This is a genomic window from Rubrivivax soli (assembly GCF_049810355.1).
Classification (GTDB): Bacteria; Pseudomonadota; Gammaproteobacteria; order Burkholderiales; family Burkholderiaceae_C; genus Rubrivivax.
Genome location: NZ_CP187368.1, coordinates 4687883 through 4704649, shown reverse-complemented (window position 1 = coordinate 4704649; position 16767 = coordinate 4687883). Strand labels below are relative to the sequence as shown.

The following is a 16767-nucleotide window of genomic DNA, read 5'->3' as shown; positions in this document are numbered from 1 at the left end:
CGCGCACCTATGATCAGCGCCCCGCCGCCTTGCGGTGCCACCACGCGACGACGCCCATGGACACCACGACCTCGCCCCTGGCCGCCCTGAAGGAACCCGGCCTGCTGAAGACCGACGGCCTCGTCAACGGCGAGTGGGTCGCCGGCAACGGTGCGCGTTTTGCCGTCACCGACCCCGCCACCGGCGCCGAACTCGCGCGCGTGGCCAACCTGGGCCCGGTGGACGCGGCGGCAGCGCTGTCGGCAGCGCAGAAGGCCTGGGGCCCGTGGCGCACGAAGACGGCCAGGGAACGCGCCGCGATCCTGATGAAGTGGTTCGCGCTGCTGCACCAGCATGCCGACGACCTGGCGCGGATCATGACCGCCGAGCAGGGCAAGCCGCTGGCCGAGGCGCGTGGCGAGGTGGTCTACGGCGCCAGCTTCGTCGAATGGTTCGCCGAAGAGGCCAAGCGCGTCTACGGCGAGACCATTCCCACCACCGACAACAACAAGCGCTACCTCGTCATCAAGCAGCCCATCGGCGTGTGCGCGGCGATCACGCCGTGGAACTTCCCCGTAGCGATGATCACGCGCAAGGTCGCGCCGGCGCTGGCCGCGGGCTGCCCGGTGGTCATCAAGCCGGCCGAGCAGACGCCGCTGTCGGCGCTGGCCGTGGCCGAGCTCGCGCAGCGAGCCGGCATGCCCGCGGGCGTTCTGAACGTGCTGTGCGCCGACGCCGACAACAGCGTCGAGATCGGCAAGGTGCTGTGCAGCAGCGACGTCGTGCGCCACCTGTCGTTCACCGGCAGCACCGAGGTCGGCCGCATCCTGGCGCGGCAGTGCGCATCCACCGTGAAGAAGCTGAGCCTGGAACTCGGCGGCAACGCGCCCTTCATCGTCTTCGACGACGCCGACCTCGACAGCGCCGTCGAAGGCGCGCTGGCCAGCAAGTACCGCAACGCCGGCCAGACCTGCGTCTGCGCCAACCGCATCTATGCGCAGGCCGGCATCCACGATGCCTTCGTGCAGAAGCTGGCCGCGCGCGCGCAGGCGATCCAGGTCGGCAACGGCTTCGAGGCCGGCGTGACGCAGGGGCCGCTGATCGACGACGCGGCACTCGCCAAGGTCGAGGCCCACGTGGCCGACGCCGTGGCCAAGGGCGCGCAGGTGCTCACCGGCGGCCAGCGCGACGCCGCCAAGGGCGCACGCTTCTTCCAGCCCACGGTGCTGGCCGGCGTGACGGCCGAGATGCTGTGCGCGAAGGAGGAGACCTTCGGCCCGGTGGCGCCGGTGTTCCGCTTCGAGACCGAGGCCGAGGCCATCGCGCTGGCGAACGACACCGAGTTCGGCCTTGCCAGCTACTTCTACAGCCGCGACATCGGCCGCATCTTCCGCGTCGGCGAATCGCTGGAGTACGGCATGGTGGGCGTCAACACCGGGCTCATCTCGACGGCCGAGGTGCCGTTCGGCGGCGTCAAGCAAAGCGGCCTGGGCCGCGAAGGCGCGCACCAGGGCATGGACGACTACGTCGAGATCAAGTACCTCTGCCTGGGCGACATCCTGAAGTAGCGCGGGGCGCGCCGCGGCGGCCGTTCAGGCTTCGTCGTCGTTGGCTGCCGCGTCGCTGCCGCGGTCGGCGCGGCTGGCCAGTCCGGCGTGGCCCACCGTGGCCACCTGGGCGGCCTGGCCGAGGGCGCGGCGCAGCAGGCCGTCGGCGTCCTTGCCGTGTTCGGGGTACGACGCGATGCCGGCGCTGACCGCCAGCGTCTGCGTGCGCCCGGTCACCGTGAAGGGCTGGGCCAGCGACTGCGCCATCTTCGCCATCACGCGCTCGCCGTCCTGCGGCGAATCGATCCACGCCAGCAGCACCGCGAACGCGTCGCTGCCGATCGAAGCCACGACGTCGCTGGCGCGCAGCGCCGAACGCAGCCGCACCGCGGCCTTGCGCCGCAGCACGTTGGCCGATTCGGCGCCCAGTGCCTCGCCCAGCCGTGCCAGGCCTTCGACCCGCAGCACGATCAGCGCCATCGGTGCCGGCTCGCGTTCGCGCAGCGCCAGCAGGTGCGTCATGTGCTCCAGCAGCTGCGTGTGGTTGGGCAGGCCGGTGGACAGGTCGGTGGCGTAGGCCTTGCGCGCGATGCGCTCGAGCTGCTTGCGTTCCACCGCCAGCCGCAGCGCGCGCGCGGTGGCGTCGGCGTCGCCCGGGGGCAGCACGTCCTGCACACCCAGCTGCAGCAGCGGCAGCGCGGTGCCGGCATCGGTGTGCAGCAGCACGACCACGGCGCAGTCCAGCACCGCCTGCGACAAGCCCGGCCAGGCCACCAGTTCGGCGGCGTCCTGCGGCTGGATCAGCAAGGCATCGGCGGCGGCCTGGCCCAGCGCATGCGACAGCGCGGCCAACGAGGCACACGGCACCAGGTCGAACGGACCCCACTGCGCACCATCCAGCACCGGCAGCGCGGGCACCACGCACAGCACGCGCAGCGCAGCCGGCACGCCGGTCGTCGGGACGGTCGAGGTCATGCGCGGGCCCCAGGTGGATCAGCCGGCATCGGCAGCGGGCATGCAGGGCGGGAGACTGGAGCGGGTGAAGGGAATCGAACCCTCGTATGAAGCTTGGGAAGCTGCCGTTCTACCATTGAACTACACCCGCGAACGCCGCGGATTCTAGCGCGGCGGCGTCAGCGCTCGACGCGGAAGCGCACCGGCGCCGCGCTGGCCAGCACGCGGCCCGGCGCGGCGTTGGCCATGAACTCGACCACCGCGCTGTAGTTGCCGGCCGGCGGGTTCAGCCAGACCTCGGTGTGGCCGTTGACGAGCGCGATGCTTTCCTCGCGGCCGCCCTCGGGTTTCAGCGTCAGGCGGAAGTGGCCGCTGCCGGGTTCGGCCAGCGCGGTGTGCGACACGTTCAGCGCCGACGCGTGCATCACCACGCGCAGCGGCCCGCGCAGCGTGGCACCTTCGGCGGGCTCGACGATGGACACGCCCGGGCGCAACAGCGTCTGCGGGTCGACGGCGTTCTTCTTCGTCACCGTCACCTTCACGGGCTTGCTGTAGATGAAGTTCGGGATGTGGCGGTCGTCGGCGAGCACCAGGCGCAGCGTGTAGGTGCCGGGCGGGAAGTTCAGCACCGTCTCCATCTGCCCCTTGCCGAAGTGGATGTACTGGTCGTTGAAGGGCAGCGGCTTGCTGAAGTCGAGCGGCAGTTCGCGGTCGACCAGCAGGTGGTGGTGGCCGGCCCCAGGCACTGGCTTGCTGATGGGCGCGAGGCCGAAGCCGGTCAGGCCGAACTTCGCGACGAAGGGTGTCTCGATGCGCGCGCCGTCCTGCAGGTTCGTGAAGTAGGTGGCGCGGTTCAGGCGCGGCGCCGGCACCACCCAGGGGTGCGGCGCGCGTGGATCGGTCTGGCTGGTCGGGGCGGCCTGTGCCAGGGCCGGCCGGGGGGCGGCCACCAGGCTGGCGGTGGCAAGGGCGGCCAGCAGGGCCAGTGTGGTCAAGGCGGAGAGCGCGGGAGGCATGAACGAACGGTGCAACGAAGAACGGTCGGCGATGGTCGCACGGCAGCCGGTGCCACTGTGGGTGACGGGCTTCCCGCCGGTGCTGGGCAGCCGCGCCGCCGCGTGGCCCGGGCTGCTGGCTACACTGCGCGCCGCCATGCAACCACCGCAACACCGCCCCCTGCGCAGCTTCGTGCTGCGCGCCGGCCGCCTCGGGCCCGGCCAGCAACGGGCGCTGGCCGAACTGGGCCCGCGCTTCGTGCTGCCCTACGCGCCGCAGCCGCTGGACACCACGGCCGTCTTCGGCCGCGGCGCACCGCTGCTGCTGGAGATCGGCTTCGGCATGGGTGACGCCACGGCGCAGGTGGCCGCCGCGCTGCCGGAGCACGACCTGATCGGCTGCGAGGTGCACCGGCCCGGCGTCGGCGCGCTGCTCAAGCGCATCGGCGAAGGCGGGCTGACGAACCTGCGGCTGATCGAGCACGACGCCGTCGAGGTGCTGCGCGACATGGTGGCGCCCGGCAGCCTGGCCGGCGTGCACCTGTGGTTTCCCGACCCCTGGCACAAGAAGCGCCACAACAAGCGCCGCATCGTGCAGCCGGCCTTCGTGGACCTGGTGCGCTCGCGGCTGGCGCCCGGCGGCTACCTGCACTGCGCAACAGACTGGCAGCCCTACGCCGAGCAGATGCTCGAGGTGCTGTCGGCCGCGCCCGGCATGGCCAACACGGCGGCAGGCTACGCCGAGCGCCCGGCATGGCGCCCGCTGACGAAGTTCGAGGCCCGCGGCCTGAAGCTCGGCCACGGTGTCTGGGACCTGGTGTTCAGGCGCAGCGTTCAGGCCGACCAGTCGACGAGCCCGGTGTAGGCCGTCAGCAGCACGATGCCGCCGAAGACGATGCGGTACCAGGCGAAGCCGGTGAAGTCGTGCGTGCTGACGAAGCGGATCAGCCAGCGGATGCACAGCAGCGCGCTGAAGAACGCGAACACCAGGCCCACCGCGAACATCGGCAGGTCGGCCACGTGCAGCGCCTCACGCTGCTTCCACACCGAATAGGCACCCGCCCCCATCAGCGTCGGAATGCCCAGGTAGAAGCTGAACTCGGTGGCGCACTTGCGCGACAGGCCGAACACCATGCCGCCGATGATGGTGGCGCCCGAGCGGCTGGTGCCCGGCAACAGCGCCAGGCACTGGATGAGGCCGACCTTCAGCGCGTCCACCGGCCCCATGTCGTCGACCGTCTCCACCCGCGCGCGGCGCTGGCCTTCGAGGTCGCGGTCGCCGAACTGGCGGCGGTGGCGTCGCTCGACCCACAGGATGATGAAGCCGCCGACGATGAAGGCCGTGGCCACCGGCACCGGGTGGAACAGGTGCGCCTTTACCAGCTTGCCGAAGGCCAGTCCCAGCACCACCGCGGGCACGAAGGCGATCAGCACGTTCAGCGCGAAGCGCTGCGCCTGCGGGTCGTGCGTGAGGCCCGTCACGGTCCGCGCCAGACGCTCGCGGTACTGCCAGATCACGGCGAACATGGCGCCGGTCTGGATCGCGATCTCGAAGACCTTGGCGGTCTCGCCGGTGAAGTCCAGCAGCGAACCGGCCAGGATCAGATGCCCGGTGGACGAGATCGGCAGGAACTCGGTGAGCCCCTCCACCACGCCCATGATGGCGGCCTTCAGCAGCAGGATCGGGTCCAAGGCAGTGTTCTCGCGTGGGGGTGGGCGGTGCCGCGCCGGGCGGCGGCCGCGCATGATAACGACGCCGCCGCCGCGGCTTGACCGGCCCGGCAGGCAGTGGCTACATTACTGACCGACCGGTCAGTAATTGATGCACACCTCCGATTCCCCCTCCACGCCGCGCCGGCGCAGCAAGGAAACCCGTCCGCAGGAACTGCTGGACGCAGCGCTCGCGCTGTTCGTCGCCAAGGGCTTCGCCGCCACGCGCTCGGAAGAAGTGGCGCGCGCCGCCGGCGTCTCCAAGGGGACGCTGTACCTGTACTACCCGAGCAAGGAAGAGCTGTTCAAGGCCGTGGTGCGCCAGAACCTGGCCAGCCGCATCGCCGAGGGCCAGGAGATGGTCGACAGCTTCCAGGGCCGGGCCTCGGACCTGATCGTCGCGCTGATGCAGACCTGGTGGCAGCGCATGGAAGAGGAAGCCGCCGCCGGCATCCACAAGGTGGTGCTGGCCGAGGTGCGCAACTTCCCCGAGCTGGCGCAGTTCTACACCGACGAGGTCATCGCGCCGGCAGACCGCCTGTTCTCCAGCGTCGTGCAGCGCGGCATCGACAGCGGTGAGTTCCGCCCGCTGCCCGTGCACGAGGTGGCGCACGCGCTGATGGCGCCGATGATCTTCCACGCGCTGCACCGGCACTCGTTCGGCGCCTGCCCGGTGCACGGCGTCGAGCTCGACCCGGCGGCGATCCTGCGCACGCAGATGGAGATCACGCTGCGCGGGCTGCAGACTCGCTCCGGCGAATCCGGCCCCGCCCTGTGCCCATGACGTCGCGGCGGCGCCGGTTCGTCGGCCTCGTGGCCGTGCTGGCGGTGGCCCTGGCCGCGCTGGGAGCGGTGCGCTGGCTGGGCAGCCCGCGCGGCACGGCGGCACGGGCACCGGCCGCCGGTGCCGCGTCCGCGCCCGCGCTGCCGCTGCAGCTGGCCGCCACCGACGTCGCCGCGGCGCGGCGCGGCGAGCTCGTCGCCACGCTCGGCGTCTCGGGCAGCCTGAAGGCGGTGGACAGCGCGGTCGTGAAGGCACGCGTGGCGGCCGAGCTGCTGCAGCTGTCGGTGCGCGAAGGCGACCGCGTGCTGGCCGGGCAGCTGATCGGCCGCCTCGACGCCACCGACGTGCAGCTGCGCCTGCGCCAGGCCGAGGACCAGGTCGCCAACGCGCAGGCGCAGCTGGAGATCGCGCAGCGCACGCAGCGCAACAACCAGGCGCTGGTGGACCAGGGCTTCATCAGCCAGACGGCGCTGGCCACCTCGGTGAACAGCGCCGCGGCAGCACAGGCCACGCTGCAGGCCGCACGCGCCGCCGCCGATTTGGCGCGCAAGGCCGTGCGCGACACCGAGGTGCTCGCACCGCTGGCCGGGCTGGTGGCGCAGCGCTTCGTGCAGCCGGGCGAGCGGCTGGCGCTGGACGCCCGCATCGTCGAGATCGTCGACCTCGCGCGCATCGAGCTCGAAGCCGCGGTCGCGCCAGAGGACGTGCCGGCGCTGCGCGTGGGCCAGAGCGCACGCGTGCAGATCGACGGCCTGGCGCAGCCCGTGCCGGCACGTGTGCTGCGCATCAATCCGGCCACGCAGGCCGGCACGCGGGCCGTGATGGCCTACCTGCGGCTGGAGCCCGTGCCCGGCCTGCGCCAGGGCCTGTTTGCCCGCGGCCAGGTCGAACTGCAGCGCACCACCACGCTGCTGGTGCCGGCCAGCGCCGTGCGTCATGACCAGGCACGGCCCTACGTGCTGGTGGTGGCCGGCGGGCGCGCGGCGCTGCGGCCGCTGCAGCCGGGGTTGCGCGGCGACGCCGACTTCGGCCGCGGCACCGAGGAGGCCGTCGAGGTGCTGGCCGGCGTGGCCGAAGGAGACACCGTGCTGCGCGGCAGTGTCGGCGCACTGCGCGAAGGCACGCCGCTGCAGTTGGCCGGCACGCCGTAGCAGGCACCGCCATGTGGTTCACCCGCGTCTCGATCCAGAACCCCGTGCTGGCCACGATGGTGATGCTGGCCTTCGTGGTGCTGGGCCTGTTCAGCTACCAGCGGCTGGCGGTGGACCAGTTCCCCAACATCGACTTCCCCACCGTGGTGGTGGCGATGGACTACCCCGGTGCCAGCCCCGAGATCGTCGAGGCCGAGGTCACGAAGAAGGTCGAGGAAGCCGTCAACACGGTGGCGGGCATCAGCGCGCTGTATTCGCGCAGCTACGAAGGCACGGCGGTGGTGATCGTCGAGTTCAACCTCGACGTCGACGGCCGCCAGGCCGCCGAGGACGTGCGCGAGAAGGTGGCCCTGATCCGCCCGCTGCTGCGCGACGAGGTCAAGGAGCCGCGCATCTCGCGTTTCGACCCCCAGAGCCAGCCGATCTTCAACGTCGCCGTGCTGTCCGAAGGCGATGCGAAGACGCCGCAGGAGCTGACCACCTGGGCCACGCAGGTGCTGCAGAAGCGGCTGGAGAACGTGCGCGGCGTGGGCGCCGTCAGCGTGGTGGGCGGCGTCGAGCGCCAGATCAACGTCTACGTGAAGCCGGCGGCGCTCGAGGCCTACGGCATCGGCGTCGAGCAGGTCGTGGCCGCGCTGCGCAGCGAGAACCAGGAACTGCCGGTGGGCGCGCTGCGCTCGCTGGAACAGGAACGCGTGGTGCAGATCAACGCGCGGCTGAAGACCCCGGCCGACTTCCGCGAGGTGGTGGTGGCGCGCCGCGGGCCGCCGGCCACCGGCGGTGCCGGGCCGGGCGTGGCGGTGAAGCTGGGGCAGCTGGCCGACATCGTCGACGGCCCGCAGGAGATCGAGTCGCTGGCGCTCTACAACGGCCGACGCACGGTGCTGCTGAGCGTGCAGAAGAGCCAGGGCGAGAACACCATCGCCGTCGTCGACGGCCTGGTGCGCGCGCTGGCCGACAGCCAGCGCCTGACGCCGCCGGGCATCCGCACCGAGATCAACCGCGACAACTCGCGTGCGATCCGCGTCTCGGTGGCCAACGTGCAGCGCACGCTGCTCGAGGGTGCGGCGCTGACGATCCTGATCGTGTTCCTGTTCCTGAACAGCTGGCGCAGCACCGTCATCACGGGGCTGACGCTGCCGATCGCGCTGATCGGCACCTTTCTGTTCATGCACCTGTTCGGCTTCACGATCAACACCATCACGCTGATGGCGCTGAGCCTGTGCGTGGGGCTGCTGATCGACGACGCCATCGTCGTGCGCGAGAACATCGTGCGCCACGTGCAGATGGGCAAGAGCGCGCACGACGCGGCACTCGACGGCACCAACGAGATCGGTCTGGCGGTGCTGGCCACCACGCTCAGCATCGTGGCGGTGTTCCTGCCCATCGGCTTCATGGGCGGCATCGTCGGCAAGTTCTTCCACGAGTTCGGCATCACCATCGTCGCCGCGGTGCTGATCAGCATGTTCGTCAGCTTCACGCTCGACCCGATGCTGAGTTCGGTGTGGAACGATCCCCAGGCGCACGGCCCGCACCGCGGCCCGCCGGCGACGCTGTACGACAGGACCATCGGCCGCGTCACCGGCTGGTTCGATCGCCTGACGCAGGCGCTGTCGAACGCCTACCAGCGCATCCTGGCCTGGAGCCTGCACCACAAGCTGAAGACGCTGGCCGTGGCGCTGGCCACCTTCGTCGCCAGCTTCTTCGTGATCCCCATCCTCGGCGCCGAGTTCGTGCCCAAGGCCGACTTCAGCGAGACACAGGTCAACTTCTACACGCCGGTGGGCTCGTCGCTGGAAGTGACCGAAGCGCGTGCACGCCAGGTCGATGCCGCGCTGCGCGCGCTGCCCGAGGTGCGCTACACGGTGGTCACGATCAACAGCGGCTTTGCCGCCGGCAGGAACTACGGCACGGTCTACGTGCGTCTGGTCGACCGCAAGGACCGCAGCCGCAGCGTGGCCGACCTGGCGGTGCCGCTGCGCGAGCAGCTCGCGCGCATCCCGGGCATCACCGTCACCAACATCGGCCAGACCGACCTGGGCGGCGGCAAGAGCATCCAGTTCTCGATCCAGGGCCCCGACCTCGCCGAACTGGCGCGGCTGTCGCGCGGCATCATGGCGCAGCTGCAGCAGATCCCCGGGCTGGTGGACCTGGACAGCACGCTCAAGCCCGACAAGCCCACGCTGGCCGTGGACGTGAAGCGCGACGCCGCCTCCGACCTGGGCCTGAACGTGAACACGCTGGCGACGACGCTGCGCACGCTGGTGGCCGGCCAGACCGTGGGCAACTGGCGCGCCAGCGACGGCGAGAACTACGACATCCTCGTGCGCCTGCCGCCGTCCAGCCGCGACGCCAGCGCCGACCTGCAGAATCTGCTGCTGGCGGTGGCGGCAGCCGACGGCAGCACCCGCACCGTGCGGCTGGGCCAGGTGGCGGTGCTGACGCCTTCCACGGGCCCGAACCAGATCAACCGCCGCGACCTGAGCCGCGAGATCAACATCGACGCCAACGCGCTGGGCCGCAGCAGCGGCGAGGTCTCGGCCGACATCCGCCGCGTGCTCGACGCCACGCCCTGGCCGCCGGGCTACCGCACCAGCTTCGGCGGCAGCACGAAGAACATGACCGAGTCGTTCAACTACGCCATCGGCGCGCTGGGCCTGGCCATCGTGTTCATCTACATGATCCTGGCGAGCCAGTTCAAGAGCTTCCTGCAGCCGGTGGCGCTGATGGCCTCGCTGCCGCTGACGCTGATCGGCGTGGTGCTGACGCTGCTGCTGTTCCGCAGCACGCTGAACATGTTCAGCATCATCGGCATCGTGATGCTGATGGGGCTGGTGACGAAGAACGCCATCCTGCTGGTGGACTTCGCGATCCGGTCGCGGCAGGCCGGCATGGAGCGCACCGAGGCGCTGCTGCACGCGGCGCAGGTGCGGCTGCGGCCGATCCTGATGACGACGCTGGCGATGGTGTTCGGCATGGTGCCGCTGGCCTTTGCGCTCAGCGAAGGCTCGGAGCAGCGCGCGCCGATGGGCCAGGCCGTCATCGGCGGCGTCGTCACCTCGTCGCTGCTGACGCTGGTGGTGGTGCCGGTCATCTACTGCTACCTCGACGACCTCGCGGCCTGGGCACGCCGGCGCTGGCGCGGCGCCGCGCCCGCACGGCCGGCCGCCGAAGGCAGCGCCTAGAATTCGTGCGATCCCTGCATCTGATACCCTATTAGGTATAAACCATGAACGTCGAACTCGCCCGCTTCAACATGATCGAACAGCAGATCCGCCCCTGGGAGGTGCTGGACCAGACCGTGCTGTCGCTGCTGGCCGCGGTGCGGCGCGAGGACTTCGTGCCCGCCGGCCTGCGCGCGCTGGCCTTCATGGACACGCAGGTGCCGCTGGAGGGCGGCGCGCAGCAGGCCGTGGACGCCGGGGCCTGCATGCTCGAACCCAAGGTCGAGGCCCGGCTGCTGCAGGAACTGCAGGTGCAGCGCCACGAGAAGGTGCTGGAGATCGGAGCCGGCTCGGGCTTCATGGCCGCGCTGCTGGCGCACCGCGCGCAGCAGGTGTTCACGCTGGAATGCCGGCCTGCGCTGGTGCAGATGGCGCGCGAGAACCTGCGCCGCGCCGGCATCGTCAACGCCACCGTCGTGGAGACGCCTGCGGCCAGCGCCGCGCGCGGGCTGCCGGGCGAGGCGCCGTTCGACGTCATCCTGCTGTCGGGTTCGGTGCCCGAGGTGCCGCGCACGCTGCTGGAGCAGCTGAAGGTCGGCGGCCGGCTGGCGGCGATCGTCGGCGACGAGCCCGTCATGCGGGCCCGGCTGTTCACCCGCGTCGGCGAGGCCGCGTGGTCCGACGTCGACCTGTTCGACACCGTCGCGCCGCGGCTGCAGGGCTTCGCGGAACCCTCCCGCTTCAGCTTCTGAGCCAGCGGCCGCGCCCGATGCCCTGCCAGCAGCCCGTCGCGCACCAGGGGCCTTCAGCCCCCGAGAACGTGCAGGTCGTCGCACGGCGCCTGCCGGGTGCGGCACGGGGCTCTATAACCTCGCGCGCACAACACCCTTTCGCCTGTTGAAGGACTTTCCATGTCGCTGAAGCGTTTCCGCCTGTCGATGGCGGCCCTGGCCGCCGGTCTGGCCCTCGGTGCCCCCCTCGCCGCCGGCGCCCAGAGCCTGCAGGAGCTGTACGAAGCGGCACGCGGCTTCGATGCCACCTACCTGGCCGCCAAGGCGCTGGCCGATTCGGCGCAGTACCGCGCCGAGCAGAGCGAGGCGCTGGGCCGGCCGAGCGCTGCGCTCACCGCCAACGCCTCCACCGCGCAGGTCGACCCGCCGGTCATCGACCGCGGCAGCAGCAACAGCGTGGGCACGGCGCTGGCCGGCCGCTACCCGCTGTTCAACCGGGCCAACGGCGTCACCATCGAGCAGGCGCGCAAGTCGCTGCTGACGGCGCAGGCCGACCTGGACACTGCCGAGCAGGACCTGATCGTGCGCGTGGCGCAGGCCTACTTCGACGTGCTCGCGGCGCAGGACACGCTGGCCACCACGCGCGCCAACAAGGCCGCCACCGCCGAGCAGCTGGCGTCGGCCAAGCGCAACTTCGAGGTCGGCACCGCCACCATCACCGACACCCGCGAGGCGCAGGCCCGCTTCGACCTCGGCACCGCGCAGGAACTGGCGGCCGAGAACGACCTGCGCACCAAGCGCATCGCGCTCGACCAGCTGGTGGGCCGCGGCAACGTGGCCCCGAAGCCGCTGGCGGTGCCGGTGGTGCTGCCGTCGCCGGTGCCGGCCAACGCCGAGGAGTGGGTCACGGTGGCCGACAGCCAGCACCCGACCATCCGCAAGGCGCGCGTGGGCCTGGAAGTGGCCAACCTCGAGATCAGCAAGGCGCGCGCCGGCAACCTGCCCACGGTGGACGCGGTGGCGCGCCTGGGGCTGTCGCGCGCCAGCGGCAGCTCGCTGGCGGTGACGCCGGGCAACACCACCAGCGCCAGCCTGGGTGTCGAGATGAACTGGCCGCTGTACACCGGCGGCGCCACGCAGAACCGCATCAAGGAGACGCTGGCCCTGGAGGAGAAGGCACGCAACGACCTCGAGGCCGCGCGCCGCGGCGTCGCCCAGGGCACGCGCGTGGCGTATTTCGGCGTGCAGTCGGGGCTGTCGCAGGTGAAGGCGCTGGAAGCGGCCGAAAGCTCCAGCAAGCTGGCGCTGGAAGCCACGCAGCTGGGCTACCGCGTCGGCGTGCGCGTGAACCTGGACGTGCTCAACGCGCAGACCCAGCTGTTCCAGACCCAGCGCGACCTGGCCAAGGCGCGCTACGACGTGCTGCTCAACAGCCTGAAGCTGCGCCAGGCCTCGGGCCAGCTGCAGCCCACCGACGTGGGCAGCATCGAGGCCCTGCTGGCCAAGTAAGGCTCGCCCAGGCCCGCGGCCCCTGCCGCGGGCGCGCAGGCAGGGTGCCGTTCAGCGCATCCGCTGCGGCCGGGCCAGGTCGGGCCGGCTGTAGTCGCACACGCCGTCGGGGAAGATGCGCTCCAGCTGCGCCACCTGCTCCGCGCTCGGCACCCAGCTGCCGTAGGTGCCGTCGCGCAGCGCGCGCTGCACCGGCTTCAGGGCACAGCGGTAGATGCTGCCCTCGATGGGCGCGCCGGCCACCGTGCGCGAGGTGCCGTACAGCGGGAAGGCCTGCGTGCAGGCGCCGGCCGGCCGGCTGTCGAGGATGCCGTCCCAGACGCCGCTGCCGCTGGCCATCAGCTGGCCGTTGCGGTCGAAGCAGCTGTCGGTGGCCGCCGCGGGCTTGTTGCCCACCACGCCCGCCGCCGGGTTGCCCAGGATCGCCAGCATCCACTGGTCCATCACCGCCAGCGCTTCCAGCGTCTGGCTGGCCTTGGGCTGGCCCGGCACGGTGTCGGTGAACCACACGACGAGGTTGTCGCTGTGGCCCATGCGGTTGAGCAGCCGCTGGCGCACCGCGAACGACTGGTGCACGTTGTGCATGTCCAGCTCGCGCTCCATGTACTGGCGGTGGTCGATCGTGGGCAGCGCCAGCGCGCCGTCGAAGACGTGGCCGGTCTCGTAGGCGCGGCGCATCGCCAGCAGGTCGCCGCGCGTGCGCGGCGCCGGCTGGTCGGCGCTGGGCGCCAGGTGCATGTTCTGCTGGCTCCAGGGCGCGAAGTAGCCGGGGATCGTCAGCGCCTTGTTGACCTCGGTGCTGCTGGTGCCGAAGAACGGGAAGCCTTCCTGCACCATCGCGCTCGGGTGCTTCCAGCCGCCCACGTGCCAGTTCAGGTGCAGGAACTCGGCGGGCGTGATGCTGCCGTCACGCAGCGCGCGCAGGCCGTACTGCACGCCGACGTTGTCCCAGGTCGGCCGCGCGGCGCCGGTCTCGTCGACGCCGTAGATGTTGCGCAGGTCGTCGTAGTGGGTCCAGCGGATGGCGGCGATGTCGCTCTGCGGCTCCCACAGCTGCTGGTTCGCGGCCTGGCCGTACCACGGGTTCATCGCCAGCGGCGTCAGGCCGCGCCAGGCCTTGGCGCACTCGGTCATGCCGGGCGCGGTGCTGTAGCCGAGCGCCGTCTTCAGCGGTGCCAGCGCGTCGTTGACGGCGGAGAAGCCCTCCTCGGCGTTCATGCCCACCAGCCAGCTGCGGTTCTTCGTGACGCGCCACTTCGGGTTCGTGCGGTCGGTGGCGTCCATGTAGTGCTCGAGCAGCTCGCAGTCGCCGACGTGGATGGTCTGCGTCACCATGTCGGGATAGCTCTGCACCGGCAGCAGCGCGTCGAGCACGCCGGGCTGGTTCTGCGCCAGCATGTACTGCTGGATGGCCCCGCCCGAGCCGCCCAGGCCCACCGTGTACATCGGCATGCCGTAGCGTTCGACGAAGCGCTCCTTGGTCATCATCGCGGTCTCGCCGGCCAGGCGCATGTTGTAGTGCGTGCCGGTGTTGTTGCCGCTGCTGTGCACGATGGCGTAGCCGCGGCCCAGGATGTCCAGGTTCATCGAGCCGCCGTGCACCGTGCCCTGGCTGTGGCCGATGGCCACCCCGCCCTGGAACCAGTACAGCAGCCGGCGGTTCCACAGGCTGGTGTCGGGCGCGGCCGGGTCGTCGACCAGCGGCGCCAGCATCGCGATGCTGTAGAGGAAGCGGTTGATCGAGCCGATCTCGCGGCGCACGACGAAGTCGACCGTGCGGCCGTCGGGCAGCGTCACGGTGGCCATGTCGGCCGGGCGCGCGCCGCCCGCGGGCAGGGCTTTCAGACTGCCGTCGGTGCTGCGGTAGGTGTAGCTGGTGAAGGTGTCGATCGAGCAGTTGCGGCTGTAGCCGAGCAGCGCGCCGCTGGCGTCGGTGACGCGGTAGCCCGGCGCGGTGGCGCTGTCCACCAGCGGCTGGCGGCCCACCGCGCCCTGGATCGTGGTGCAGACGAAGGGCGTCTGCTGCGGGCCGCTGAACATCGGGCCGGTGATCGGGTGGTTGGTGAGCGCCAGCGCCGCACGCTGGCCGGGCTGGCCTGCGATGCGCGCTTCCAGCCGGTTGCGGCCGTTGACGAGACCGGTGACGACGGCCTCGATGCGGTCACCGGCCGCCACCAGCGGCGGCGTGATGCGGCTGCCGTTCAGCCACAGCTGCACCTGGCTGTGCAGCGACGCGGGCGCCAGCACTTCGATGCGCGCGTCGCCGCCCGAGACCCAGTCGGCCGGGCTCGACAGCACACGCAGGCCCAGCGTGCCGGCGGCGGCTGCCGGGCGGCCGGCCAGCGCGTCGGCGACCGTGGCCACCGGTCGTGCCGGGGCTGCGCCGGCCACCGGCCGGCTGTGTGGACCGCTGCTGGCCAGCGCCAGCACGCCGAATGCGGCCGCCAGCGCGGCCCCCTGCAAGGCTCGGTTCATGGGCTCGTCTCCTCGCGGCCCCGGCGGGCCTGTCGTTGTGACGCCCAAGGTAGCGGCCCCACCCGCACACGACCAGCGGGTTAGCGCGTAGCTGCACTGCAGCAGGCCGCGGCGGTGCGGCCCGCGGTGCGCGGCGGCTCAGTCGGCCTTGATGCCGTTGTCCTTCACCACCTTGGCCCAGGTGTCGATCTGGCGGTCGATGAAGACCTTGGCGGCCTCGGGCGTGCTGCCGACGATGTCGATGCCCTGGGCCGCGAGCTTGTCGCGCACCTCGGGCTTCTTCAGCGCGGCGGTGATCTCGGCGTTCATGCGCTGCACGATCTCGGGCGGCGTCTTCGCCGGGGCCAGCACGGCCCACCACGCGGGCGCCTCGAAGCCGGCGTAGCCGCTCTCGGCGATGGTGGGCACGTCGGGCAGCGTCGGGCTGCGCTTGCTGGTGGTCACGGCCAGCGGGCGCAGCCGCTTGCTGTCGATGTGCGGCTTGGTGACGAAGACCGAGCCGATGCTCAGCGGCACGTGGCCGGCGATGGCGTCGTTCATCAGCGGGCCGCCGCCGCGGTAGGGCACGTGCACCAGGTCCATGCCGCCGCCCTTGGCCAGCAGCGTGACCGCCAGGTGGCCCAGGCTGCCCGAGCCGATGCTGCCGTAGCTGACGTTCTTGCCGCCCTTGGACGCGGCGACCACGTCGGCGAAGGTCTTGTAGGGCGTGTCCACGTGCGTGGCCAGCACCATCGCGCTGGTGCCGATCAGCGACACGGCGGCCAGGTCGCGCCGGGTGTCGAAGGGCAGCGTCGGGATCAGCGCCGGGTTCACCGCGTGGGTGTCGAACACGACCGCGAAGGTGTAGCCGTCGGCGGGCGCTGCAGCCACCGCGCCGGTGCCGATGGAGCCGGAGGCGCCGCCGCGGTTGTCGACCACCACGCTCTGCCCCAGCTGCTGCTGCAGCACCGGCGCGAGGATGCGCGCCACCTGGTCGACCGAGCCGCCGGGCGGGAACACCGCCACCAGCTTCACGGGCTGCTTCGCGGGCCAGGCCTGCGCGAGCGCGGCGGAGCTGAAGGAGGCACAGGCAGCAAGTGCGCAGGCGGCGGCGATGAAGGTGCGGCGAGGTTGCATGCCTGCAGTGTGGCGGCGCGCGCCGCGCCGGTGCAGACAGGGAAACACCGAGGCGACAATGCGCGCCACCCTGCCGCAGCAGCACCACCCCTCCAGCCTCACCACTCGCACATGGCCTACCTGCCCTACGCCGACATCGACACGCCCGAAGCCCGGCCGCTGGTCGAGCGCATCGTGGCCGAACGCGGCAACCTGCTGCACCTGTACCAGATGCTGCTGCACAGCCCGCCGCTGGCCGAGGGCTGGCTCGGCTACCTCACGAAGGTGCGGCAGCAGCTCACGATCTCCGGCGCGCTGCGCGAGCTGGTCATCATGCGCGTGGCGCAGCTCAACGGCGCGCCGTACGAAGCCGACCAGCACGCGCCGATCGCGCTGCAGGAAGGCGTCACGCAGGCGCAGCTGGACGCGCTGCCGACGTGGCAGGACGCCGACGTCTTCACCGCGCTGCAGCGCGCCGCGCTGACGCTGTGCGACACGATGACGCGCCAGGTGCAGGTGCCCGAGCCCGTGATCGGCGCGGTGCGCGCGCTGCTGGGCGAACGCCAGACGGTGGAACTGGTGGCCACCATCGCGGCCTACAACATGGTCTCGCGCTTCCTGGAGGCGCTGCAGATCCACAGCCACGACGTGCGCTGAAGGCACGCGCGCCGCG

Annotated in this window: 13 protein-coding genes and 1 tRNA gene; 8 read left to right on the top strand and 6 right to left on the bottom strand. The window is 71.5% G+C overall.

All coding sequences use genetic code 11. From position 1 onward, the window contains the following. Positions 1-56: 56 nt before the first annotated feature. A complete protein-coding gene (locus ACPOLB_RS21610; protein ID WP_425258106.1) occupies positions 57-1547 on the top strand; it encodes an NAD-dependent succinate-semialdehyde dehydrogenase in 1491 nt (496 codons plus the stop codon). 24 nt (positions 1548-1571) lie between these two features. Here ACPOLB_RS21610 and ACPOLB_RS21605 read toward each other — a convergent pair whose 3' ends face one another. The 3 genes from ACPOLB_RS21605 to ACPOLB_RS21595 form a co-directional block, all read right to left on the bottom strand. Beyond that, positions 1572-2501, bottom strand: a complete 930-nt coding sequence (locus ACPOLB_RS21605; protein ID WP_425258105.1) for a GGDEF domain-containing protein — start codon at positions 2499-2501, stop codon at positions 1572-1574. A 56-nt stretch (positions 2502-2557) separates the two neighbouring features. After that, positions 2558-2631 (bottom strand) — tRNA-Gly (locus ACPOLB_RS21600). A 28-nt stretch (positions 2632-2659) separates the two neighbouring features. Then, entirely contained in the window at positions 2660-3475 is an 816-nt protein-coding gene (locus tag ACPOLB_RS21595; protein ID WP_425258104.1) for a DUF4399 domain-containing protein, read from the bottom strand. Between the two features lie 52 nt (positions 3476-3527). On the opposite strand from ACPOLB_RS21595, the gene trmB reads away from it, so the two are divergent. After that, on the top strand, positions 3528-4340 hold the full coding sequence (trmB, locus tag ACPOLB_RS21590; RefSeq protein WP_425261956.1) for a tRNA (guanosine(46)-N7)-methyltransferase TrmB: 813 nt from the start codon (positions 3528-3530) through the stop codon (positions 4338-4340). Here the strand turns inward: trmB and ACPOLB_RS21585 are convergent. Next, positions 4310-5167 (bottom strand): undecaprenyl-diphosphate phosphatase, encoded by an 858-nt coding sequence (locus ACPOLB_RS21585; protein ID WP_425258103.1) that lies wholly within the window; start codon positions 5165-5167, stop codon positions 4310-4312. The genes trmB and ACPOLB_RS21585 overlap by 31 nt on opposite strands. A gap of 130 nt (positions 5168-5297) precedes the next feature. Here ACPOLB_RS21585 and ACPOLB_RS21580 point away from each other — a divergent pair, with 130 nt between their 5' ends. From ACPOLB_RS21580 to ACPOLB_RS21560, 5 genes are all read left to right on the top strand, one after another. Then, positions 5298-5969, top strand: coding sequence for a TetR/AcrR family transcriptional regulator (locus ACPOLB_RS21580; protein WP_425258102.1), 672 nt, complete (start codon positions 5298-5300; stop codon positions 5967-5969). Beyond that, on the top strand, positions 5966-7120 hold the full coding sequence (locus ACPOLB_RS21575) for an efflux RND transporter periplasmic adaptor subunit (RefSeq protein WP_425258101.1): 1155 nt from the start codon (positions 5966-5968) through the stop codon (positions 7118-7120). Before ACPOLB_RS21580 ends, ACPOLB_RS21575 begins: the two co-directional genes overlap by 4 nt. An 11-nt stretch (positions 7121-7131) precedes the next feature. Then, complete coding sequence (locus tag ACPOLB_RS21570) at positions 7132-10305, top strand: efflux RND transporter permease subunit (protein ID WP_425258100.1); 3174 nt, start codon at positions 7132-7134, stop codon at positions 10303-10305. A gap of 44 nt (positions 10306-10349) precedes the next feature. Beyond that, the gene (locus ACPOLB_RS21565) at positions 10350-11036 is read left to right on the top strand and encodes a protein-L-isoaspartate O-methyltransferase family protein (protein ID WP_425258099.1); all 687 of its coding nucleotides are present in this window, start codon (positions 10350-10352) and stop codon (positions 11034-11036) included. 159 nt (positions 11037-11195) lie between these two features. Further along, complete coding sequence (locus tag ACPOLB_RS21560) at positions 11196-12524, top strand: TolC family outer membrane protein (RefSeq protein WP_425258098.1); 1329 nt, start codon at positions 11196-11198, stop codon at positions 12522-12524. 51 nt (positions 12525-12575) lie between these two features. Here ACPOLB_RS21560 and ACPOLB_RS21555 read toward each other — a convergent pair whose 3' ends face one another. Together ACPOLB_RS21555 and ACPOLB_RS21550 are read right to left on the bottom strand one after the other, a co-directional pair. After that, a complete protein-coding gene (locus ACPOLB_RS21555; protein ID WP_425258097.1) occupies positions 12576-14999 on the bottom strand; it encodes a DUF6351 family protein in 2424 nt (807 codons plus the stop codon). A gap of 138 nt (positions 15000-15137) precedes the next feature. Then, positions 15138-16115 carry a tripartite tricarboxylate transporter substrate binding protein gene (locus ACPOLB_RS21550; protein WP_425258096.1) on the bottom strand — a complete coding sequence of 326 codons (978 nt, stop codon included), beginning with the start codon at positions 16113-16115 and terminating at the stop codon, positions 15138-15140. Between the two features lie 111 nt (positions 16116-16226). Here ACPOLB_RS21550 and ACPOLB_RS21545 point away from each other — a divergent pair, with 111 nt between their 5' ends. Next, on the top strand, positions 16227-16751 hold the full coding sequence (locus ACPOLB_RS21545) for a carboxymuconolactone decarboxylase family protein (protein ID WP_425258095.1): 525 nt from the start codon (positions 16227-16229) through the stop codon (positions 16749-16751). Positions 16752-16767 lie beyond the last annotated feature (16 nt).

Coding starts and splice junctions, on each gene's coding strand:
- ACPOLB_RS21580 (WP_425258102.1), top strand. CDS start 5,298: ATGCACACCTCCGATTCCCCCTCCACGCCGCGCCGGCGCAGCAAGGAA.
- ACPOLB_RS21570 (WP_425258100.1), top strand. CDS start 7,132: ATGTGGTTCACCCGCGTCTCGATCCAGAACCCCGTGCTGGCCACGATG.
- ACPOLB_RS21545 (WP_425258095.1), top strand. CDS start 16,227: ATGGCCTACCTGCCCTACGCCGACATCGACACGCCCGAAGCCCGGCCG.
- trmB (WP_425261956.1), top strand. CDS start 3,528: ATGGTCGCACGGCAGCCGGTGCCACTGTGGGTGACGGGCTTCCCGCCG.
- ACPOLB_RS21565 (WP_425258099.1), top strand. CDS start 10,350: ATGAACGTCGAACTCGCCCGCTTCAACATGATCGAACAGCAGATCCGC.
- ACPOLB_RS21605 (WP_425258105.1), bottom strand. CDS start 2,501: ATGACCTCGACCGTCCCGACGACCGGCGTGCCGGCTGCGCTGCGCGTG.
- ACPOLB_RS21575 (WP_425258101.1), top strand. CDS start 5,966: ATGACGTCGCGGCGGCGCCGGTTCGTCGGCCTCGTGGCCGTGCTGGCG.
- ACPOLB_RS21610 (WP_425258106.1), top strand. CDS start 57: ATGGACACCACGACCTCGCCCCTGGCCGCCCTGAAGGAACCCGGCCTG.
- ACPOLB_RS21550 (WP_425258096.1), bottom strand. CDS start 16,115: ATGCAACCTCGCCGCACCTTCATCGCCGCCGCCTGCGCACTTGCTGCC.
- ACPOLB_RS21555 (WP_425258097.1), bottom strand. CDS start 14,999: ATGAACCGAGCCTTGCAGGGGGCCGCGCTGGCGGCCGCATTCGGCGTG.
- ACPOLB_RS21560 (WP_425258098.1), top strand. CDS start 11,196: ATGTCGCTGAAGCGTTTCCGCCTGTCGATGGCGGCCCTGGCCGCCGGT.